This window comes from Paenibacillus sp. WLX2291 (assembly GCF_046603665.1).
Classification (GTDB): domain Bacteria; phylum Bacillota; class Bacilli; order Paenibacillales; family Paenibacillaceae; genus Saccharibacillus.
On record NZ_CP176755.1, the window covers coordinates 2,635,333 to 2,656,923 of the forward strand.

The following is a 21,591-nucleotide window of genomic DNA, read 5'->3' on the forward strand; positions in this document are numbered from 1 at the left end:
CCGAAGACAGGTATATTGATGTAAAACACCGCCAACGTGCAGAGAGGGGTTTTTCCCATCAGTATCCTGTCTTTTTTGTTGTATTGTTTCATTATTACGTTTACACCCGGACCTAGTAACATCGTCATTCTCTCGATTGCGCAAAAAGAAGGGACGCAGCGGGCGCTACGCTACACATATGGTGCGACACTGGCGTTTGCTTTGCTGCTTACGACATCCGCTTTTCTGAATAGCATGCTGGCAATCGTCTTGCCGAAAATTATGATCGTAATGCAGATCATCGGTAGCTTATATATGCTGTATCTGGCTTATCAAATTTCGTGCAAATCCAAATCGTCCAAGTCCAGTACACTCATTGGCATGGGAACATTTCACTCCGGCTTTATTACGCAATTCGTGAATCCGAAAGTAATTATGTTCACGATGACTGTCATTCCAACGTTTATTATGCCGTACAATTCAGCGATAACAGGACTGACCATCGGTGTGCTCGTGATTACCTGCATCGGGTTTCTCGCCTATACAACTTGGGTGATGTTTGGTACAATTTTCAAACAGTTTCTACAGCGGCATCAACGGACAGCGAATCTGATTATGACTTTATTTCTGATTTATGCAGCTGTCATGATCTGGGTATAGGAGGAAGATCAATTGAATCCGACAGAGCATTTTGTATATAAAAAGGCAGCTGGTATTACGATGCTGTCCGCCAGTATCAACGAATTTACGTATAAGCGACATTCGCATCAGGAATATTCACTCGGCGTAACGCTGCGCGGGATTCAGCGCTTCACGATGGATGGCAGTTTGCAACTATCGCATTCTAGTGGTGTAATGCTGTTCAATCCTGAGCAGGCGCATGACGGTATGGCAAATGATAGAAGCGGGCTGGATTATGTTATGCTCTATGTCGATCCAGAGCTGATGAAGGAAGCGACTGGGCAAAAGGAGCTGCTGCGCTTCTCATCGCCGATTGTCTACGATCCTGTCCTAAACCGCAACATACTATCTTTATCCAAAGCGATGTTACATGATCAGGATGACGCCCTATGCAGTGAATTGCTCATTTCGTTGACCGACAGCCTTGCCCGTACCGATTGGACTTCACGTACTTCGCAGGATGTCGGACTGATCCGCAAAGCCAAAGATATGCTGCATGCTGATCTTGGCGGCGTGATGAAGCTGGAGCAGATCAGCGCGGAGCTAGGCTTGTCCAAGTTTCAATTCATCCGTATGTTCAAAGCACAGACTGGAATCTCGCCGTATCAATATTTTTTGAATCGTAAAATCGAGTATGCCAAGCAGCTGATTGAGCAGAACAAGGATGTATACACCGCTGTGACAGAGTGTGGATTTGTAGATTTGACGCATTTGAATAAGCATTTTAAAAGTGTGTATGGTATTACTGCTTTTGAATATATGATGTATCTTGGATAAATATGAAATAACCAAAAGCCAGATGAACGCCGGAATATCCTTTCCGATGAGCATCTGGCTTTTGGTTATACGTGAGTCATATTCGCCACACTGTATCCATCATACTGACGCATTCAGCGTCGTTCCGTACTTCTCCTTCAACTGCTTGATATCCGTCCGTGGCGGCGCTCCGAACAGACGCGCGTACTCCCGACTGAATTGGGAAGCACTCTCGTATCCGACGCGAAACGCTACATCTGCCGCATCCGCCGATTCTGCCAGCAGTAAGCGCCGTGCTTCTTGCAAACGGAGCTGCTTTTGGAATTGTAATGGACTCATCGCCGTCACTTCCTTGAAATTCCGGTGAAAGGATGACACACTCATGCTCGCCAACTCCGCCAATTCCTCTACTCGTAGCGGCTGATCATACTGCTGAATGATCTGCTCAATCACCTCACGAATACGATACGAACTACTACCTTCCAGCGCAATCTGCGCCAATGTTACGCCATATGAGGTCTGTAATAGCTTGTACAGAATTTCTTTGGTAAATAGTGGCGCCAGAAATGGAATATCTTTGGGTTGCTCCAACAATCGTGTTAATCGCACTGCCGCATCCAATAGATGCTGCTCACTTTCGCCAACGAATAACGCACGTCTAGCATTATCTCGCGGCATTTGCGGCAGATCGGTATCGTTAAGCACCTCAAGAATCTGCGCTTGCGAGAATTCCAGCTTAAAGCTCAAATATGGTTCATTCACCGATGCCTGCACGACTTGACCGACAACTGGTAAATTCATAGAAGCAACCAGATAGCTAGCAGGTCCATAAGCAAGATGCTCATTAGCGAGAAAGATATCCTTGGCACCACTGGCAATCATGCACAGACAGGGCTTGTACACACGAAATGCCCGTTCCGTTGTCTGCTGATGATGAATGAGAAATAGCGAAGGCACAGCCGTTTCGAACAAGCCCTCACCCGGGCAATGACGCTGAATCAGTGTTGCCAGTTCGGCATTCTGATGATGTAGATGCTGGATCATGCTATCTGTTCCTCCTCTGTACAGGCTAATGTGAAGCCTCCCTATGATTGCATTATATACCTGTGAACATACCGCTGTTAATGCCCGTAGTAGAAATAGGCAATCATTTAAGATGAATGAGATAACAGTTTTGTTTTTACTACGGCATACTAAAAGAGTAGCTGCTGTGTGTCATCTGCATAGGCAGTCTGATGAACGAGAGGAAGGAGGTGACTCCGGCGCCGTGATCATAATGGAGAAATGGATTATGTATTTTGAGAAAAGTCTCATCCGTCGTCTGCATACATTAATACAGCATGAAAAGGAAGCCCCATTCCGCGAGCTATATCGACAATCGTTGAATCAACTGGAGCGCAAATACCCAGAAGCTTCACCGTCCACACGCACGTCGTATCCGTGGCAAACACATTTTCGTACGCAATCCTAATCACAATAAATAGTAAAGGAGACATACCTTATGGAATATACCAAACTTGGCAATACTGGTCTCGACATCTCACGCATCTGCCTTGGCTGTATGGGCTTCGGTGATGCGAGCCGCTGGGTACACCCGTGGGTACAGGACGAGGAAACAAGTCGCTCTATTATTAAAAGAGCATTGGAGCTAGGCATTAATTTCTTCGATACCGCCAACATTTATTCGATGGGCAGCAGCGAGGAATATCTAGGTCGCGCGCTCAAAGATTACGCTAACCGTGACGAGATCGTCATCGCAACCAAAGTATTCATCCGCATGCAAGAAGGTCCGAACGGCGCAGGTTTATCTCGCAAAGCGATCATAAGCGAGATGGATAAAAGTCTACTGCGTCTCGGCACCGATTACGTCGATCTGTATCAGATTCACCGCTGGGATTATACGACGCCGATTGAAGAAACGATGGAAGCTCTGCATGATCTGGTCAAGGCAGGCAAAGTCCGCTATATCGGTGCCTCCGCTATGTACGCATGGCAATTTCAAAAGGCACTGCATGTCGCCGAAAAGAACAACTGGACGCGCTTTGTCTCTATGCAGAACCATTTGAATTTGCTATATCGCGAAGAGGAACGTGAGATGCTGCCGCTGTGCCGCGATGCAGGCATTGGCGTCATTCCATACAGTCCGCTCGCATCTGGTCGCCTCACTCGTGATCCAGAAGAACAAACCTTCCGCTCCGAAAGCGATCAGGTACAAAAATCCAAATACGACGCCACGCTCGACACCGACCGTGTGATTATCCAGCGCGTCGCCGAGCTGGCAGAGAAATACGGCGTAACCCGCGCCAATATCGCTACGGCGTGGCTGCTGCAAAAAACACCGATCAGCGCACCAATCATCGGCGCAACCAAAGTTTCACATCTGGAAGATGCCGTAGCGGCGCTGGATGTGAAGCTGACGGATGAGGATGTAGCTTTCTTGGAAGAACCGTATGTACCGCACCCTGTAGTAGGTGCGACCTGAATCTATGTCTAACAGTAACCGCTGCATAGAAGCAGTCGCTCATAATAGATTATAATACTCAGTACCCTATCCGATTCTGCCGAATGATGAATGGCGCAGGATCGGATTTTTATTATATATTGAAGAGAGTGAAGTACATAGGTATTCTTATGATGCTGCAATAAGATTTAAGATTTATAAAGTGACTACAAAAGTCAACAAACAGGGGGATCTATGACAACAACTTTGTTTTATAAAGGAACATTAAAATCACACGATGATAAGCGTCTATTGTTAGAAAAAGTAAAGACTTACGCCGAAAAGAAACATTGGTATTCTGAATATATCGATACTGAGGAAGGAAGCGGCTTACGCGTCAACATGCATCCAGATTCGGAGCAATTGAATTTTGTTTTCGATTCCGCATTGTATGTGGATGAGTTTGTGAAAGTAGGAGTTGTTCCAGAAGGTTTATATTTACAAGTCATTGAATTAATCTATTCACTAAAGCCTCATTTCAAAAATTTGAACGTCCTTGATGAATCAGATGAATGGGAGAAGTACGTTGAATCTCAAAATCCCCGCAAAAGAAAACCATTTGTATATGATGAAGTTCAACTAAACGATATGCAGAAACAAGGAGTAGCAGATTGGGTTCATACGCCAGAACCAGCTGCTAATTGGTTAGAGATTGATTATACATTTTGGTGTATTCAGGAGCAGGATCAATTATCCTTTCAAGTTATTTGTAATAAAATCAGACAAGATCTCAGTAGGGGTTACGATCACTTGTTGACTATCAACGAATTAAAAGAGCTGGCTATACGCGAGCATGATCTGTATTTTGAAGATCGCACTGGGATTCCTGAACTGGTTATTATTTCGTTAATTGAGCTTTGGGTTTTGAAGCGAACAACGATTTTGAACCGCAATCCTAAAATGATTAAGCAGCGTGGTATCATATTGGGAAGTATACTTTCTAATGCCTTTTTTGGTTTCTTTGGCGGCTGGATTGATAGAACATACCACAAAGAAGCACAGCAATTTCTAGAGATGTTTATTCAGAACAATGAAGATTCTTCTCAACCATTGCCTACACTAACATGCTTCTATTCGTTACTTGCTCTGTTGCAATTAGAAGAAACGTAATTAATGTAGAAGGATTCCCCTAATGACAAAATACTTCTAACTTCAACAAAAACCTATTATATACGCTATCCGGTTCCAAGCTTAAAATCATAACAGATACAACGATCCAGCAAGGGATCGATCTAATCCACCCGAGGTGATGTTATGAATAAATCGATCCAACTTCAATCGCTGCAAATGGGCGTCTGTTATTACCCGGAGCAATGGCCATCTTCGTTATGGGAAGATGATCTGAGACGGATGAAAGAAATGAACATGTCCTACATACGTATTGCTGAATTTGCTTGGACGGTCTTCGAGCCAGAGGAAGGCGTCTATCAGTTTGAGTTGTTTGATGAGGTGCTGGATCTGGCGCACAAGCATGGGCTTCAGGTTATTATGGGTACACCGACAGCAACACCGCCCGCTTGGCTGACACAAGCATACCCGGAAGTGCTAAATGCCACGCTGGAAGGCAATATGTATCAACATGGTCTGCGTCGTCATTACAATTATAGTAGTCCCATCTATCGCAAATTGTGCGCTAATATTACGCGCAAGCTGGCAGAGCATTATTATGATCATCCGGCGATTATCGGCTGGCAGATCGACAATGAATTTAATTGCGAGAGCAATGTATTTTATGCGGAGGCGGATCATATTGCCTTTCGCTCGTGGCTGCAACAGAAGTATGGGTCATTGGATGAACTGAATCGCGTCTGGGGTACGGTGTTTTGGAGTCAGACGTATACAGACTGGGAACAGGTGCATCTACCACGTCTGACACCAGCAGATTCGCATAATCCGCATCAGGTGCTGGATGAGAAGCGCTTTATTTCGCATAATGTGATTGAATTTGCGCGCATTCAAGTAGATATTTTACGGGAAGTGGCGCCGCATCATCAGATTACGACGAATGGATTGTTTGGACATCTGGACAGTCATACGTTAACCGATGAACTGCTGGACTTTTTCTCGTACGATTCGTATCCACAGTTCTCGACAGTCTTTGCTGGAGATGATGAACAACCGTTGCTGGATCGCAAATGGAGTTTGAATCTAAGTGTGACGCGGGATATTTCGCATAATTTCTGTGTGATGGAGCAGCAGGCGGGGCCGGGTGGCTGGTCTAATCGATTGGCGATGGCTTCGCCGCAGCCTGGACAATTGCGACTGTGGACATATCAGTCAGTGCTGCACGGTGCCGATCTGATCATGTACTTCCGCTGGCGCACGGCGACCTTTGGTACAGAGATGTATTGGCACGGTCTGAACGATTACCACAACCGTCCGAATCGTCGGGTAAAAGAAGCGGCACAGGTAGGCGCAGAGTTTGTGGATATAGGGTCGCAGATTGCTGGGACGAAGTATGCAGCAAACGTGGCTATTTTGCGTGATTATGATAACGATTGGGATGGTGAATTCGACATCTGGCATGGCCCGTTGTCAGCTCGTAGTGTGCAGTCGTGGTTCAAGCAGCTGCAATATCATCATATTCCGACGGATATTGTTTATTTGCGCGGACAGAGTGTGGAGCAATTGTCACAATACAATATAATCGTCTATCCACATGCTGCTATTCTGACTGAGACGACGGCGCAATTGCTGACTGCGTATGTAGAGCAAGGCGGCACGCTCATTCTCGGCGCACGCACTGGTTACAAAAATGGCGATGGTCACGCCAGAATGGAGCCGATGCCGGGTGCTGTCGCAGAATTATGCGGCATCTCGGTAGCTGATTTTACGATGATTACAGGCACGGTGCAGGCGCCCGGATTGACGTGGGCAGCGACGGGGCAACAACTGGATGGTACGGCGGTAGGATTTAATGATATTTTGCAAGTGGATGATCCGCAGGTAGAGATACTCGCTACATATTCCGGTTCGTATTATGATGGGGAACCGGCATTGACGATGCGTAAGCAGGGTTCTGGCAAGGTGTTGTATCATGGAGCGGCATTTCATGAAACGGTTGTGGATGCGTTGATTCAACAATTGGAGCTGACTTCGCCGGTAGTAGAATGGCTGGATGTGCCGCAACAGGTGGAGATCGGCATTCGTCGCGGAGATGAGGCGGATTATGTTTTCTTGCTGAATTATGGCGATCAACCAGCGGAGGTTGCGCTCAAGCAGGCGCATAGGGAGCTACTAAGTGGCGATACGCTAGATGGTCAGACGCAGTTGCCGCCGTATGGTGTATGGATTTTGCAGCATACGCGGTAGATGAAAATAATGACTCTAAGATAAATTATAATAACACTCATCCAATCAAATGGTACGACTACGATATGTATTAAGACAATTACGTTACATTCATTCGATTATATACGACCAGTTATATATGATTCTGTATTGTTGAAGGGATCATGTATAACTGGTTTATTTTGCATACGTAATAAGGATAGGTATAATAACAGCAAGGTGAGGATGAGCATAGTATTTGCACACCATCATGACATGCAGGGTAGCGATATATTTAATAAAAGGATGTATAAAATAGCCGTATAGCAACTAAATCACTCCTACGCTCGTCAAGTACAATGTAGTATGCTGTTCCGCTACCCACCTCTGCGCTGTATTGGTCAGCACAACATACTCACCTGCTTTACTAGATTCACAATATGATATACCAGATTGTAGCAATAAAAGAGTACCAGCTTCATATTACATACGATTACGGAGGAATAGACTGTTATGACGACCAATCTCACAGATATTCAAATTGTCGAATACGAACCGCGTTACGCCGCATCCATAGCTGATATGTGGAACGCCAGCAATGAGAGCTGGGGCGGAGACAATGCGATTCAAACGGAAGAAATGATTATGGAAGAGCATCATAATAGCGTGCATCTGAATGTATTTCTAGCTGTTATTGGCGAGGAAGTCATCGGATATTGTAGCTTCTCGCATTATAAGGACGATGTGAACGCACTTTATATCGCACTGCTCAATGTACGTCCAGATTATCACGGGAAGAAGGTCGGTAAACGACTCGTACTGCGTGCCATCGAAGAGACGATCACACTCGGTTGGCCGCGTATCGATCTCTACACTTGGCCCAGCAACGTCAAAGCAGTTCCTACTTACAAAAAAGCCGGATTTTTCTGGGAGCGTCGTGACGATGCAACCCATCTGATTAACTTGATTCCATCGGTATTGCAAACGCCAGCGGTACAATCGTACTTTGATCAATTGGATTGGTACAACGATAGCGTACGCGAGATTGTGACGGAGCCGGACGGAACGGGCGCCAATGGGTTTGATTATTTTACCTACGAATGGCGTAAGGATGATCTGCATCTGCGTATGGAATACGAGCGCACCGGTCGCGGTCTGCGCCTGATCGAAACGAATGATTATCTGATCTCTGCCACGATTCCGAAGCAGCATCGTCTGCCATTCGGTTTGAGTTATCCTATTGAATACGAGATATTCAACAAAACGGGCAAGCCGCTGCAAGTGGAACTTACTGGAACAAGCAATGAACAGGTGGATTTCACCCTGCAACAATCTGTTACTGTAAACGAAAAAGAAATGGTTTGTGGGAGCTTTCACCTGAACCCAATCGAACAGGAGCAAAATCCGTTCCAGACCCATCCCATTGTGGAAGCGAAGCTGCTGATCAACGGTCTGGCTGCGACCTTCAAGATCGGTGTGGAACCTAGATTCCCGGTACGGCTCAAGCTGCAACCGCCACATCGTACCCTGTATGTCGGTGAGCAGATGGAACTGGAGGTAACTGTCGAAAATGAATACGATACCGCTGAAACGTATCATATTCATTGGCCGAAGCATCCACTACTTGCTTTCGCTGAACCAGAGCTGTCGATCTCCGTACCCGCACAATCTCGCCAAGCAGTTCTGGTGAAGGCACATGTGCTCGGTTATGGCATCTGGCATCAGAATATTACCATTTACAAGACGGCAACAAGTATTAATCAACACTCAGCTAATGAACAAGTGAAATCAGCGAATCATACTGATTCCCATGCCATTCCACAATCAACTGTCACTTCCGAATCAACGAATAATGCAGATTCTCCGCTGTATTCATCATCAGCTGTTGCTCTGGTGAACGTGCTGGATCAGCATCTTAGTCTGCTACTGCCCGGCGCTGAGTCTGCCTTTGGAGGCGAAACGGACAAAGAATGGATTGTCAGCAACGGTCTCTATCATGTGCATTTGAACAAAGAGAGCAATACTATTCAGGTGTACCAGGGATCAGAGCGAGGCACATCTCTGCTACATCCACAGTTTGGATTGCCGTATAGCAATCTGTTTACCAAGAATCGTGCGCTTAGAGTACACTTCCGTCTGGAAGACGCTATGATCATGGAAGCAGAATACGAGCTGGAATCGCAACAAGTGCATCTGACAACCGTTATCAAAGTACAGCGCAACGGCATCATCACCCGTCATTGTATGATCCGCAATCTAGCAAATCATGAGCGAACAGAGCCGTTATTTATAAAAGAAAGAGTGGATGTTTCGCTGTACAACAGCGTCATTCCGTACAACAACCGATACATTCATACGCAAAGTGGCCCGGATGCGTCGGCCAAAGAATATTGGCCAGTCAGTCAGTTTAGCGAGAATTGGGTATTTACGCAGAAGGAACGTTCCGCTTGGGGGATCAGCTGGTCACAGGCAAGTGAATTGACGACCGATTACTGGTACTTCATGCTAGAGCATCCACTCGGTATATTGCAAAAGGATGAGGTCATCTCTACACCAGAGATGATCATAGCGGGTGGAACGTGGAAGGAATGGCAGGATTTCCGTGCTTTTGCCAGAGGGGAGAGTACGGTCAAGCCGTTATCTACACAGCCATCGCTGGAGCTTGTATGGAATGAGGGAAATCCATTTGTACAAGGAACGACAGCGCCAATCAAATTAATCGAACACAAAAACTCAGCACTGGACGGCACGATTATCGTGAATTCACAGCATTCGAAGCTGAACGATACTCGCCTTTCCAATGAACAAAGTTTGACGAATGCTTCTTCGTCTCAATCATTTGCCATACCGTCTGAACAGGAGCTTCGACAATATGAAGCGCAGGTACAGCTGAATGCTGAAGCTTCTGGCGATATTGATGTGTTAGACATTCATCTGGATACGGATAGCTACGAGTGGCGACAGCATCGTCTTGTTATTCCTGTCGCTGGCGATCCTGTGAAGCTGGATGTACTATCGGATGAGCATGGCGAGATTCATCGTGTGCATAACGGTGTACTGGAATTTCAAGCAAGTCAGAATTTTGCGGCGGCACTCATCTCCTTACGACATCAGGGACAAGAATGGCTGGATTCCTCGTATCCGCAACCAAGTCCGAAGTCATGGTGGAATCCGTGGCTAGGTGGATTGGCGATGGAGATCGAAACGATGTCGCAAGCAAGTCTGCTGCAAGAACGGCGCGAGGTTTCGTTTGCAGAGATCAAGGATACTCATGGCAATTGCTGGTCAGGCATCGCCATCGATATCCATATTGAAACGTTTGCCAAATTCAAGGGACTGTCGTTGCGACAATATTATGTTACATTGCCCGGTATACCTGTGATTGCTTCGGTCATACGGGTACAGCAGCAAACGAACACCAGTCTGGCACCGCTGAATGCTCGTTACTGGAATTTCTACAAACCGGGCGAACATGTATCGGCTGGGAAGTTGTCTATCGACAATACGGCACAGGAGACAATGGTCTACAAAGCGGGTAAAATACAATATGACATTCCTGCGCCAGATGGAATCATGCGCCTTCAGTCCAGTGAACGGAAGGAGCAGTTATATATAATTTCGGTGCCGGACAATGACAATGTGTGGGGATTCGTGGATGCAAACGGGATTTTGAATGCAACCGACAATCTGCTGTATCTTCAACATGGACAGACAGTACTGACGGCTCCGCAGTTCCATGTGTGGACGTCTGCCGACCTTACGCGCGAAGCACTGCTTGATCTGCAAAAGATCGTATTCGTACAAGAGGATCTTACTTTATAACAGCAGGAAAGGAATACGCTATGAAAATCATTGATGCACATATTCATTTTTCCGAAATTGAAGCGTTTCACGATACGGCGCGTAATCTGGCATCCATCGACTATACGACCGATGGATTGCTAGCTGAATTTGCAGCCTCGAATATTATTGCTGCGGTGGGGATGGGTGTAACCGAGACGAAGCCTGGCGCATTCCCAGATGCGAAGGCAGCGAATCCAATGCTGCTGGATCTGAATGACAGAATGCCGGACAATGTATTTACATGTGTCGGTATTAATCCTGAGACACTGCATGAACCGGGGCAACTGGAAGCACTAGAACAGTGTCTTGCCAATCCACAGGTGGTTGGCTTCAAGCTGTATGCCGGTTATTACCATTATAATGTGGGCGATGCCATTTACGATCCCGTATATGAACTTGCCCGCAAGTATGATTTGCCTATCGTGATTCATGGTGGATTAACGTATGCGGATCAGGGGCTGCTAACATATTCACATCCGCTGTCTATGGAGGAAACGTTCCTCAAGCATCGCGATATTACCTTTATGCTCTGTCATCTGGGTGATCCGTGGGTGATGGATGCAGCAGCCATGCTGGAAAAGAATCCAAATCTGTACGCCGATCTGTCCGGTTGGATCGTCGGCGACCATGCCAAAGTGCAGCGCCTGATGGGAGAGCCGACATATGTTGATCATTTCCGGCGCGCACTTGTATTTGCGGAAAAGTATGATCGTGTATTATTCGGCACCGATTGGCCGCTCGTACCGCTGGATGCATGGATTGAATTTATCAAAAATCTCATTCCAGAGTCGCATTGGGACGATGTGTTTTACAACAACGCGTTGAAGGTATTTCCAAAGTTAAAGCAGTGGGTGGAAGACAATTCCTGATTGCTGGCAATTGTTGATGCCAACTGGCTGATATGAGGCACAGAGAGGCTTCTGCTTTTGTTATTCAGTCAGTTACGGAGTGAAAATATTTTGCTATTGATTTCCAGTCAAAATAATACCCGAATGAACATCACCTATGTATGGTTGATATTCATTCGGGTATTTACTATTTTCACTATTCTGTTTGACAGGATAGGTACATTACATATCCAGCTTTAAGTCAGCTTCCGCATATAGTACGGCGTTGCCAGCGATCTTTACCCGTTCGCCTTGTGCGGTGCAATACAGCGTACCACCTCGTTTGGATAACTGTCGTGCGACCATCTCTGTTTTGTTCAAACGTTGCGACCAGAATGGGATAAAGTTGCAATGCGCAGACCCACATACCGGATCTTCATTCACCTGCAACTTTGGAAAAAAGCTACGCGATACAAAATCCACTTCGTTTCCCCGTGCCGTTACATTCACACCAAGCCCATCTGGCAAACTTTTCAATGCGGAGAAGTCAGGGGTCAGATTGCGCACCTGCTCTTCATTTTCCAAGACAAACATCAGATCACGACTGAGATATGCTTCGGACGGCGTTACACCAAGAGCTTGAATCATATCCTCGCTGATAGCAATTGGTTCTGGTATACGGCTAGGAAAGTCCAACTCATACCGATCTTCGCTTCTTTTCACTACCAACGTACCACTCAAAGTACGAAATACAAACTGCTCCGCTTCCGGCTCGTAAAATTGAGCGAGTACAAACGCTGTAGCCAGCGTCGCATGTCCACATAGATCAATCTCCGCAGCAGGAGTGAACCATCTCAATCGGTAATCCTCATCTTCTTTGACAGCAAATGCCGTTTCCGATAAATTGTTCTCCGTAGCAATCTGCTGCATCTGTTCAGGTGATATCCAGCGATCCAGAATACAGATACCAGCCGGATTCCCTTCAAAGATACGCGTGGCAAATGCATCTACTACATAATATTTCATTATCCTATTCCTCCCTTGCTGATAATGCTCATTGTAGAGCAACCTTTCATGTAACTGTTCTATTCACAGAACAGTTATTCATAGCAATTATTCATAGTTTTATTGCGCCAGTGGATCGTCACGATCTCATACGAGAGTTATGGTATTAACATTATTGTATCCATTTGGTGACAATCTGTATTTGCTTGTTTGAGGGCTGACCGTTAACATATGAACGATGTTTACAACACCGGATCAGGGATAGGGAAGAGGAAGATCATGAATAAAGCCAAAATTTTGATTATCGAAGACGATACGCCCATTGCTGATTTACTGTCTTACGGATTGACGATGGAAGGGTTCCAGACGCGCACAGCGTCTAGCGGAGCGGCAGGTATGAGCGAGATTTCATCGTTTCAGCCAGATTTACTATTGCTGGATTGGATGCTACCCGATCAAAGCGGTCTGGATATTTGCAAAAAAGTAACCGCACATCACAACATACCCATTTGCATGATTACCGCCAAGTCCGACATCACCGACAAGATTCTCGGTCTCGAGTTCGGAGCGGATGATTATATTACGAAGCCATTTGATCTGCGCGAGGTGGTGGCGCGTATTCGGACGATTTTGCGCCGTGTCGAGCAGGCAGGCGATAGTGTACGGCAACAACCGACGCCAGTCGTCATCCGTTTTCGCCATCTGGAAGTGATTGAAGACGAACGATTGGTGAAAAATGCTGGTGAACCGGTCGAGCTAACGCCAAAGGAATACGATCTGCTTATCATGCTGCTCAAAAATCAGGGCAAAACCTTTACGCGTTCCGATCTACTGGATCTCGTGTGGGGTTATCATTTTGCAGGTGATACCCGCACGGTCGATACACATATTCAGCGACTTCGCAAAAAGCTGGATGCCACTGATTGCATTACAACTGTATTCGGCATCGGCTACAAGTTTGAGAAGACGGGTCGATAGATATGGTACGCAAAATTAGTATCAAATTTCTGGTCGGCTTTTTTCTGATTTTCTCGCTATCCTTTGTCGTGCTGAATCAGACGGTCAAGGAATTCATTCGCAGTAGTAACCAGAGTCTAGTCACGAATGAGCTGGAAGGATTGAAAAATAACAGCAACGGCTACGTACGGCAGGCATTTCTGATCAACCACTATAGCAGCAATCAGTTGTATTTTGGGGAGATTGCCAAGGAAATTGCTATTGACCTCAACCGAATGACGGATAGCAGTGTCGGTATTTACAATCTGAGCGGCAAACTATTATACGCGCCAGATGCTAGTTCTTTTCCTGCAAATAGTCAGAGCGATCTGGAGCAAGCGATCGGCGGCAATACTGCCTACAGCATCACCTATAATGGCAAAAATACGACCGTTCTGTTTTCTTATCCGGTCGTAATTGACGGGGCAAAAGTCGGCATTCTGCGATTTCACAAGGACTTCAGTGCTCTGTATCAGCAGACGGGGCAGGTACTGCAAATTACGCTGTATATCGCGCTTGCGATCTTTGCAGCGGCATTTCTGTTTTCTTACATTCTGTCTCGGCATATTACCATTCCATTAACCCGACTAACACAAGCATCGACGGAAGTGAAGAACGGTAATCTGGATGTACGGCTGCATTTCAAACGCAGGGATGAGATCGGCAGGCTCGCGGACAATTTTAACGATATGATCGACCAGATCAGTCGCCAGATTCACATTATCGAAAAAGATCGCGATCACCTCAAGCAGCTGCATGAGCAGGAGAAGCGCTTTTTTGACAATATTACGCATGAGCTGAAGACACCACTGACCTCGATTCTTGGCTATGCAGAGATTATTCGCAAGAACAGGGAGAGAGACCCGGTGTTTTTTGATAAAGGCATGAATCATATTATCGAGGAAAGTCGGCGGCTGCATGAAATGGTGCTAAAATTGCTGGAAGTATCGCGCAACAACAATATCATTCACGAGTGGCAACAGGTGGACGCTGCACCGATTTTGCAAGATGTATGTGAATCGATGACCATGCGCGCACAGCGTTACAACAAGCACATCCATTACGAAATCGCTGAGTCTCTGCTGCTGCTCGGCGATGGCGACCGAATCAGACAGCTGTTCATCAACCTGATCGACAATGCGATCAAGTACAGCCTTCCATGCTCCACCGTCTCGGTCAAAGGAGAACAGGAGAACGACCGCATTCGCTTTCTGTTCAGCAATCCCAGCGATCCTATTGACGGCGAATATCTGTCACGGCTGTTTCAACCGTTTTACCTTGTACATTCCAGCAATGCCGAGGAAGGCAGTGTTGGATTGGGGCTTAGCATCGTTAAGTCTATTGTGCAGCAGCTTGAAGGTACGATTGATATTGCCAATGATCATCACCAGACGATCGTAATCGTCGAGTTTCCCGCATATGTTAGAACAGAGAGTGAGGGGACATCATGAACATGAGATCAACTACCATCGCAACAACGATTCTGAGCATGCTGTTCACCCTGATCCTGTCCGCATGCAGTGCAGCACCTAAGACCGATGTTGTGATCATTCCAGATAACGATGAATCCCCCATCGTCGATCAAACGTCCAAGCCTGTTCAGGTCAAAAAGATCTATCGACTCCCCGGACATTTCTCCAACACTGGTCGTCTGATGGGTTGGTCTGCTCACGATGAAGTGATATCGGCGATGGGCTTTATGTCAGTATTGGAACAGGGCACCTTGGAGCAGATGGCATATCCATTTGAAAAAAGTAAGCCAAACACCGTGATCGGTCATATCAACTACAATACATTTCTATCACCAGACGGTAATTACTTTTGCGAGATACTGAATTCATCAAACGAAACAGTGTTGAAGCTAGTGTCCATGCAGACTGGTAAAAAGACCATTTTGACACGAGTGAGTGATTCCAGCACGTATGTGCAGAATGTAACCTGGTCGCCGAACAGTCAGTATGTCAGTTATTTGATAGATAAGCCTGTATACAATATGAACGCAAAGCAAAGTGCCAATCTGCATATCTACAATATGGCTAGCCATACCGATACCAGCTATCCATTGACCCTGCTAGCCGCACAGGATTCACTGTTCCATGTGGACATTGCCAACAATGGAACGAGTGTTTTACTGCAATCCTATCAGGCAAATCATGATCACAAGAAGGTACTGACGATGGTAGAAGCTGCTGACAAGAAGCTGGATATCCAGTATGAGCGCGAGATCGGCGGCGACGATGTAAGCTGGATTACGAACGATCAATTTGTCTTTCTCGGTTCGGACGAATCGTTATATGAATATGACCGACGTAATGGGGAATTGTCTGTTATTCTGGATCATGTGCTGGATTTTGACTTTTCCCCAGATCGTAAAAGTATCGCTTACACGTCTGCTCAAGATCAGAACGTCGTATTCGTTGGCAAAATGCAAGGCAGAAACGTGTTATATCGCGAACCTGTCTATCGCGGCATGGTGCCTTACAATATGTTCTGGAATCAAGACAGCAAAAGCTTACTCATTCAAGGTTCCAAGCCGTGGAACCCTGCGCAAACGTCGTCTGCGGATGGTTATGCAGATGAAGCGCTCGTTATCGAATTGGAATAATCGATGGATATATGATTATCGATACCCTATAGGATAATCGATATATCTAAACCGATAGCGGATCAGATACTTACTATACAACCATACAATGATGAACCCCCTACTATGGCAATACACGCCATAGTAGGGGGTTCTATTTTTGACAACCGCTGTGACAATTTGTTTACAAGTTCATCAAACTTTGGCGACATCTGTTCTGCATAATGAAGACATCAAGAACAACACATACAGAAAAGGAATGGAACAGATGAACAAAAAACATACATGGATCGCAAATGCACTTTGGGGAGTCGTCGCGATCACAATGGCAGCAAGTGTCATATGGCTATTCAGCTCGCAAGAGCAAAAGGAACAAAAACAGGCACTAGGTGGCAATTCGGCAGTATACAACGCAGACGCTGTACAGACTGCATATCAGCAAAAGCACCCAGCTACCCAGCACCCAACTACTAACCAACAATCCGCTAATCCATCGTCCACCAATTCTACAGAGAAGAACGATGAGACCAATAACAATGTTGCACAACCAACATCGTCAGACAACAATAGCGAAAAAGATCCAGAAAGCACACCCTCGACATCCACACCGGATGCGCCAGATGGCACCGGCGTTAGTATGATCGGCGATTCCGTTACCGTAGGCATTGCGCCATATTTGCAAGAGCAGTTGCCCAACATGACCATCGACGGTAAAGTCAGCCGCCAAATGTCACAAGCCGATGATGTGATCAACAATCTGGTCGCTAACAATAAGCTGGGTGATCACGTTATTCTCGAACTTGGCACCAACGGTCCATTCAGCTCGGATCAGCTACGTAGTGTACTGCAATCGTTGTCCAGCGCCAAACAAGTACTGCTTGTAACGGCGCGTGTGCCAAAACCTTGGCAAGATACAGTGAATGATACAATGACTCAGGTCGGTCGCGAGTTCCCCAATGTCCAGATTGTGGACTGGTACGGGGCGAGCGCAGGCAAGGATCAATACTTTTACAATGACGGTGTGCATCTAAAACCGGATGGCAGCCGATACTATACATCGCTACTGGTAGCTGCGCTGGAGAAATAAAACTAGCGCCGCTCCAGCCAGCGCGAGACGGGGAGAAGACGGACATGGCGGAACAGGAAGAAAACAGACAACAAAGAAAAACATGGTGGACGATCGCATTGCTCAGTATACTCACAACTGGATTGGTGATCTGGTACTCACTATTTCTATTTGATGGCATTGCAATGCTGAATCGGGATGTGAACAACGCCTTGTTCATACAAGCAACACCGGGAGTGAGTGGTTCACAGGTTTATCAAGGAGAGGTGGACGATATGTCGTATGATGGGCAGGATACATCTCTATCCCTGCATGAGGATAAGGCGTCTTGGTATAACGGTATCATCTACACCACACCGGCTCAACTGGAAAAGCCGTTGCATAGTAGTTCACTTATCCAAATGTTGTATGAGTGGAGTCGTTTGAAGTTGAATGATTCCCATTGATATAGATGAATGGGGATATTATTTAAAGTGATTTAAAATGTTATTTCTCAGAGTTTGGATTGTAGAATTCATATAAATGTATAACTTCATCAGCAATAGTGTTGACTTCTTCATCTGAAAAAGTTGGAGTGAATACTTCGATAGGAGGCCATCTTAATTTCTGTCTTTGGAGAGGCCAAATCGGAATCATTGTATGCCTTAAATCGTACGGATTAGTAAGTTCAACTAAAGGTTCGGTTGAACTGGTTGCATGAATAAAGAGTTCGCCTAAAACAAAAGTGGAAGCTTGTGTATTTGCAAATTTCTCTTTAGGTAGCGGGGTGTTTTTTTTCACCGTCATTAAACCATGATGGCGATAGCGTTGATCCCATTGTGTCCCCCTATACTTACCGATCCATATTTTCCAATTATCTAAAGGTTTTTTATGTTGATAAAATTCTTTCTGCTCATCTTCTGAAATGGCTTTATGTTGGAGATCAGTATACTCTGCCATAATTGTTGATAAAGTCACCCAATTTGCTAAGTTTAATTGCGCTTCTTCATCTAAAAGGGTTTTATCACCTGATATAAGTGCAGTTAAATTTAATTTAGCTTTTGTCTCAATTAGGCTCATCCAACCACTGTTGCAATTGCCGCAGACATTCCTTGCTTTTCTACTCCAAGTATGACCATTCTTTTTTATTGGTGTTAAAGTCATTCTTGGTGGATTTTCATCAACTTCCGTTCTGGTTATAAGTTGTTCATGGCTCTGTCCTTCCCGAGGCAGTATTGTTTTGAGCCAATCAGGTAAAATGTGTTGCTTAGTTAATCCTTTACCATCACAAAATATACATGTTCTATAATCTTGCATACTCATTAAAATTCCTCCTTGATATTATTGGATAATAATAACACAATTAGTATAAAATATTTTTTATATTCGAGCTAGTTTTATATAAGGCATACGAAAGTAAAATTTATATAAATAAAACCCACAAAAACAGCGTATAATATAAATTATACGCTGTTTCTCTTTTAAAGAACTTTATATCTATCATTCGACCACTTTCCTTGCTCGAAAAGCCGCTTTTTCAACTGAATTCACACCCATAATCAAACGAATCAAACGAAGTCGAACTCCGAATCGAATTCTCCAACTACATCCAACTCACTTCATAAAAATTATTAAGGAGCGAAACTCATGGATTATAACATGCTGAATCAAGGACTACATATCATTGCCAATTGTAAAGCTAGCACAGGCGATATTTGGCAAGCTCATTTTGGCGCTGCCGGAATCGCAGCTTATTTTTTCATTCAGGAACATTCGATACCGCCTGTAATCGCCAATCGAATTACAACTCAAGCCCGAGCGATGCTAGATCATCATTCGTTCACCGAATCGGCTTTTTCTACAGTAGAAGTACATATTCCAAACGCAGAACATGCTATTCTGCAATCGCTACAATCTGTCATAGATGAACTACATTGGGTTGGGCATAATGTGATCTACACCGCATTGAGTTTAAAGGCTATTCGTGAGTTGGGAGGATGGGGGACGGCGCGTGAAATAGAAGGCATTTGTACACTGATCGAATCCTTCCGCAAAACAATCCCCGGTAGATCGTGGCTTGGTTATTCTGTAGCCGAGGTGAAAAGAATGGAGATCACGGAGAGTGATGGATTTCCGACAATTACCAATGCCAAGCAACTGTCCGCATTCATTTTGAGCGAATTATCATCCTTCCAGACAATCTATAGAGCCGAAGCGCATCACGATTTGATTGGTCATATGTTGACCTTTTCGCATGGGCTGAATATTCTGTTCGATCTTGGTCATGAAGAGTATGTCAGAAGTTGACTTCCAGCATTGTTGAAACTAGTCAAAGTTCTCAGAGCTTCACGCGATCTTCAATCAGAAACTTCCATCACATTAAGCTCACCCGTAGATCACTTACCTCTCATCCAAGCGACACGTTCGAAATGGTTGCCGCTCGAACAAGAGTACTGGGATGCTGATTTCCGTGATGATGATTGGAATTTCGGGCATGTATTCAAATTTCCATTCAGCTTTTACAATCATCTTACTAGAGTAGATTCTTCTACATTGGATTCCTTTGCGGCGGATGCTATAGAGAATTTCCGCTATATCATCTATTCTCCATCCAGTTAGATAATGATGTGCACGAAGCTTTTATACAATGAAGCGGTAGACAACTTCTGAATTTACTCAGTTGATGTCTGCCGCTTCTGCTCTATTCCATGTATAGAAATTCAGTTTACGATAAACAAAACGCTCAAAATACGAGATGAACAAAACCTTCGAAAAGCGAATGGATCAAAGTTACACTTCATGTACACCTGAACTACACATCGCCTATCTATAATAAACATATACCAAACAACACAGGAGGTCATTGATCATGAATAAAACATCCAAATTTCTGTTAAGTGTTACACTCGCAGGTGCCGCATTCGCGACATCATCCTCAGCCTTTCCGCTATATAGCGTTTCGGCTGCCGCATCAACTACGAGTGCAAGTCCATCCACAAGCACATCTGCAACGCCAACTAAGTCTAGTCATAACCCATACGAAGTAGCTGGAATCGACGATCCAGCAGCATTTCACCAATTCTTTTTCACTTTTCAACAAGCAGTGAAGAATAACGATAAAAAAGCCGTTTCTTCCATGATCAATTATCCGTTGAATGTGTATTCAAATGGCAAGACGTATAAAATCACCAATGCTGCACGTTTTATCGCCAAGTACGATTCCATCATGACACCAGAAGTCAAACGAACGCTTGCTTATGCTATCGAAGACGATTTGTTTGTAAATTGGAAAGGTGTTATGGTTGGTAGCGGCGAGTTGTGGTTTGGTCAATTTAACGACAAAATTGCATTATTTGCAGTGAATAAATAGACTCATATAGAAGTAAATGACACAGAAGTGAATCATATGACAAAAAGTGAAAATAATGCGACAAACAACGTAAAATAGACATCATATTGATATATGCAAATCAACAAACGTATATATGATAAAACAGATAAACATTCAGCAGAATCCACAGGAGGCATATATTATGAACAAAACAACGAGCATTCTTATGAACATCACATTGGCAGGTGCCGCATTGGTCGCAACGACCTCAACATTGCCGACAAGTGTAGCGTCTGCTGCCCAATCGGAAAAAGGGTATATTACATCTGCTTCGATCGTAACTGCCGCAGCAACAACTAGCAGTTCACAATCGAAGAAAAATAATCCCTATCAAGCGGCAGGATTTGAAGATCCAGGAGCATTTGATGCATTCTTTGGCAAACTTCAACTAGCTGTAAAAAAGAACAATAAGCAATTGGTATCTTCACTTGTGAACTATCCTTTACGTGTAAATTCAGGAAAAAAAGTATATTATTTTAAAAGTCCAACACGTTTTATTGCCAAATACGACTCTATTATAACGCCAAAAGTTAAAAAAGAACTATTGAACAGCACGCAAAAAGACTTGTTTGCAACGTGGCAAGGTGTGTCTACAAAAAACGGAGCTGTATGGATGACGTCAGCTGTACCTACCTATAAATTAGGTATATCGACTGTCAATAAATGAACTGCATGTTAGAATGAGTCAACACTCCTTGATACAGCTTTGACAGT

General features: G+C 44.8%; 18 protein-coding genes and 1 pseudogene. 16 read left to right on the top strand and 3 right to left on the bottom strand.

Annotated features, from left to right (window positions below; all coding sequences use genetic code 11):
• Positions 1–57 precede the first annotated feature (57 nt).
• Together ACDE64_RS11350 and ACDE64_RS11355 are read left to right on the top strand one after the other, a co-directional pair.
• Positions 58–639 carry a LysE family translocator gene (locus ACDE64_RS11350; protein ID WP_411350275.1) on the top strand — a complete coding sequence of 194 codons (582 nt, stop codon included), beginning with the start codon at positions 58–60 and terminating at the stop codon, positions 637–639.
• Positions 640–699: 60 nt separating this feature from the next.
• On the top strand, positions 700–1,437 hold the full coding sequence (locus ACDE64_RS11355; protein ID WP_411346766.1) for an AraC family ligand binding domain-containing protein: 738 nt from the start codon (positions 700–702) through the stop codon (positions 1,435–1,437).
• A 99-nt stretch (positions 1,438–1,536) separates the two neighbouring features.
• On the opposite strand, the gene ACDE64_RS11360 is transcribed toward ACDE64_RS11355, so the two are convergent.
• Entirely contained in the window at positions 1,537–2,460 is a 924-nt protein-coding gene (locus tag ACDE64_RS11360; protein WP_411350085.1) for an AraC family transcriptional regulator N-terminal domain-containing protein, read from the bottom strand.
• A gap of 223 nt (positions 2,461–2,683) precedes the next feature.
• On the opposite strand from ACDE64_RS11360, the gene ACDE64_RS11365 reads away from it, so the two are divergent.
• The 6 genes from ACDE64_RS11365 (at position 2,684) to ACDE64_RS11390 (ending at position 11,898) form a co-directional block, all read left to right on the top strand.
• Positions 2,684–2,887: a hypothetical protein gene (locus ACDE64_RS11365; RefSeq protein WP_411350086.1), complete on the top strand. Its 204-nt coding sequence runs from the start codon at positions 2,684–2,686 to the stop codon at positions 2,885–2,887.
• Between the two features lie 30 nt (positions 2,888–2,917).
• A complete protein-coding gene (locus ACDE64_RS11370; RefSeq protein WP_411350087.1) occupies positions 2,918–3,898 on the top strand; it encodes an aldo/keto reductase in 981 nt (326 codons plus the stop codon).
• A 213-nt stretch (positions 3,899–4,111) separates the two neighbouring features.
• Positions 4,112–5,026, top strand: coding sequence for a hypothetical protein (locus ACDE64_RS11375; protein WP_411350088.1), 915 nt, complete (start codon positions 4,112–4,114; stop codon positions 5,024–5,026).
• Positions 5,027–5,170: 144 nt separating this feature from the next.
• Positions 5,171–7,228 carry a beta-galactosidase gene (locus ACDE64_RS11380; RefSeq protein ID WP_411350089.1) on the top strand — a complete coding sequence of 686 codons (2,058 nt, stop codon included), beginning with the start codon at positions 5,171–5,173 and terminating at the stop codon, positions 7,226–7,228.
• A gap of 471 nt (positions 7,229–7,699) precedes the next feature.
• Positions 7,700–11,008, top strand: coding sequence for a GNAT family N-acetyltransferase (locus ACDE64_RS11385; protein ID WP_411350090.1), 3,309 nt, complete (start codon positions 7,700–7,702; stop codon positions 11,006–11,008).
• 20 nt (positions 11,009–11,028) lie between these two features.
• A complete protein-coding gene (locus ACDE64_RS11390) occupies positions 11,029–11,898 on the top strand; it encodes an amidohydrolase family protein (protein ID WP_411350091.1) in 870 nt (289 codons plus the stop codon).
• A 201-nt stretch (positions 11,899–12,099) separates the two neighbouring features.
• Here the strand turns inward: ACDE64_RS11390 and ACDE64_RS11395 are convergent, their stop codons facing one another.
• Positions 12,100–12,882, bottom strand: coding sequence for a PhzF family phenazine biosynthesis protein (locus ACDE64_RS11395; RefSeq protein WP_411350092.1), 783 nt, complete (start codon positions 12,880–12,882; stop codon positions 12,100–12,102).
• 258 nt (positions 12,883–13,140) lie between these two features.
• Here ACDE64_RS11395 and ACDE64_RS11400 point away from each other — a divergent pair, with 258 nt between their 5' ends.
• From ACDE64_RS11400 to ACDE64_RS11420, 5 genes are all read left to right on the top strand, one after another.
• The gene (locus ACDE64_RS11400; RefSeq protein WP_411350093.1) at positions 13,141–13,839 is read left to right on the top strand and encodes a response regulator transcription factor; all 699 of its coding nucleotides are present in this window, start codon (positions 13,141–13,143) and stop codon (positions 13,837–13,839) included.
• Between the two features lie 2 nt (positions 13,840–13,841).
• Entirely contained in the window at positions 13,842–15,308 is a 1,467-nt protein-coding gene (locus ACDE64_RS11405) for an ATP-binding protein (RefSeq protein ID WP_411350094.1), read from the top strand.
• Between the two features lie 2 nt (positions 15,309–15,310).
• Complete coding sequence (locus ACDE64_RS11410; RefSeq protein ID WP_411350095.1) at positions 15,311–16,462, top strand: hypothetical protein; 1,152 nt, start codon at positions 15,311–15,313, stop codon at positions 16,460–16,462.
• A gap of 247 nt (positions 16,463–16,709) precedes the next feature.
• On the top strand, positions 16,710–17,528 hold the full coding sequence (locus ACDE64_RS11415) for a hypothetical protein (RefSeq protein ID WP_411350096.1): 819 nt from the start codon (positions 16,710–16,712) through the stop codon (positions 17,526–17,528).
• 44 nt (positions 17,529–17,572) lie between these two features.
• Positions 17,573–17,953 carry a hypothetical protein gene (locus tag ACDE64_RS11420; protein ID WP_411350097.1) on the top strand — a complete coding sequence of 127 codons (381 nt, stop codon included), beginning with the start codon at positions 17,573–17,575 and terminating at the stop codon, positions 17,951–17,953.
• Between the two features lie 40 nt (positions 17,954–17,993).
• On the opposite strand, the gene ACDE64_RS11425 is transcribed toward ACDE64_RS11420, so the two are convergent.
• A complete protein-coding gene (locus tag ACDE64_RS11425) occupies positions 17,994–18,809 on the bottom strand; it encodes a hypothetical protein (RefSeq protein WP_411350098.1) in 816 nt (271 codons plus the stop codon).
• 324 nt (positions 18,810–19,133) lie between these two features.
• On the opposite strand from ACDE64_RS11425, the pseudogene ACDE64_RS11430 reads away from it, so the two are divergent.
• From ACDE64_RS11430 to ACDE64_RS11440, 3 genes and pseudogenes are all read left to right on the top strand, one after another.
• Positions 19,134–20,105 (top strand): annotated as a pseudogene (locus ACDE64_RS11430) (hypothetical protein).
• A 250-nt stretch (positions 20,106–20,355) separates the two neighbouring features.
• Complete coding sequence (locus ACDE64_RS11435) at positions 20,356–20,856, top strand: hypothetical protein (RefSeq protein WP_411350099.1); 501 nt, start codon at positions 20,356–20,358, stop codon at positions 20,854–20,856.
• A 163-nt stretch (positions 20,857–21,019) separates the two neighbouring features.
• On the top strand, positions 21,020–21,544 hold the full coding sequence (locus ACDE64_RS11440) for a hypothetical protein (RefSeq protein ID WP_411350100.1): 525 nt from the start codon (positions 21,020–21,022) through the stop codon (positions 21,542–21,544).
• Positions 21,545–21,591: the final 47 nt, after the last annotated feature.

What these genes read in the sequence shown, in the direction of transcription:
- ACDE64_RS11355 (WP_411346766.1), top strand. Translation starts at nt 700, where the DNA reads ATGCTGTCCGCCAGTATCAACGAATTTACGTATAAGCGACATTCGCAT.
- ACDE64_RS11360 (WP_411350085.1), bottom strand. Translation starts at nt 2,460, where the DNA reads ATGATCCAGCATCTACATCATCAGAATGCCGAACTGGCAACACTGATT.
- ACDE64_RS11370 (WP_411350087.1), top strand. Translation starts at nt 2,918, where the DNA reads ATGGAATATACCAAACTTGGCAATACTGGTCTCGACATCTCACGCATC.
- ACDE64_RS11375 (WP_411350088.1), top strand. Translation starts at nt 4,112, where the DNA reads ATGACAACAACTTTGTTTTATAAAGGAACATTAAAATCACACGATGAT.
- ACDE64_RS11380 (WP_411350089.1), top strand. Translation starts at nt 5,171, where the DNA reads ATGAATAAATCGATCCAACTTCAATCGCTGCAAATGGGCGTCTGTTAT.
- ACDE64_RS11385 (WP_411350090.1), top strand. Translation starts at nt 7,700, where the DNA reads ATGACGACCAATCTCACAGATATTCAAATTGTCGAATACGAACCGCGT.
- ACDE64_RS11390 (WP_411350091.1), top strand. Translation starts at nt 11,029, where the DNA reads ATGAAAATCATTGATGCACATATTCATTTTTCCGAAATTGAAGCGTTT.
- ACDE64_RS11395 (WP_411350092.1), bottom strand. Translation starts at nt 12,882, where the DNA reads ATGAAATATTATGTAGTAGATGCATTTGCCACGCGTATCTTTGAAGGG.
- ACDE64_RS11400 (WP_411350093.1), top strand. Translation starts at nt 13,141, where the DNA reads ATGAATAAAGCCAAAATTTTGATTATCGAAGACGATACGCCCATTGCT.
- ACDE64_RS11405 (WP_411350094.1), top strand. Translation starts at nt 13,842, where the DNA reads ATGGTACGCAAAATTAGTATCAAATTTCTGGTCGGCTTTTTTCTGATT.
- ACDE64_RS11410 (WP_411350095.1), top strand. Translation starts at nt 15,311, where the DNA reads ATGAGATCAACTACCATCGCAACAACGATTCTGAGCATGCTGTTCACC.
- ACDE64_RS11415 (WP_411350096.1), top strand. Translation starts at nt 16,710, where the DNA reads ATGAACAAAAAACATACATGGATCGCAAATGCACTTTGGGGAGTCGTC.
- ACDE64_RS11420 (WP_411350097.1), top strand. Translation starts at nt 17,573, where the DNA reads ATGGCGGAACAGGAAGAAAACAGACAACAAAGAAAAACATGGTGGACG.
- ACDE64_RS11425 (WP_411350098.1), bottom strand. Translation starts at nt 18,809, where the DNA reads ATGAGTATGCAAGATTATAGAACATGTATATTTTGTGATGGTAAAGGA.
- ACDE64_RS11435 (WP_411350099.1), top strand. Translation starts at nt 20,356, where the DNA reads ATGAATAAAACATCCAAATTTCTGTTAAGTGTTACACTCGCAGGTGCC.
- ACDE64_RS11440 (WP_411350100.1), top strand. Translation starts at nt 21,020, where the DNA reads ATGAACAAAACAACGAGCATTCTTATGAACATCACATTGGCAGGTGCC.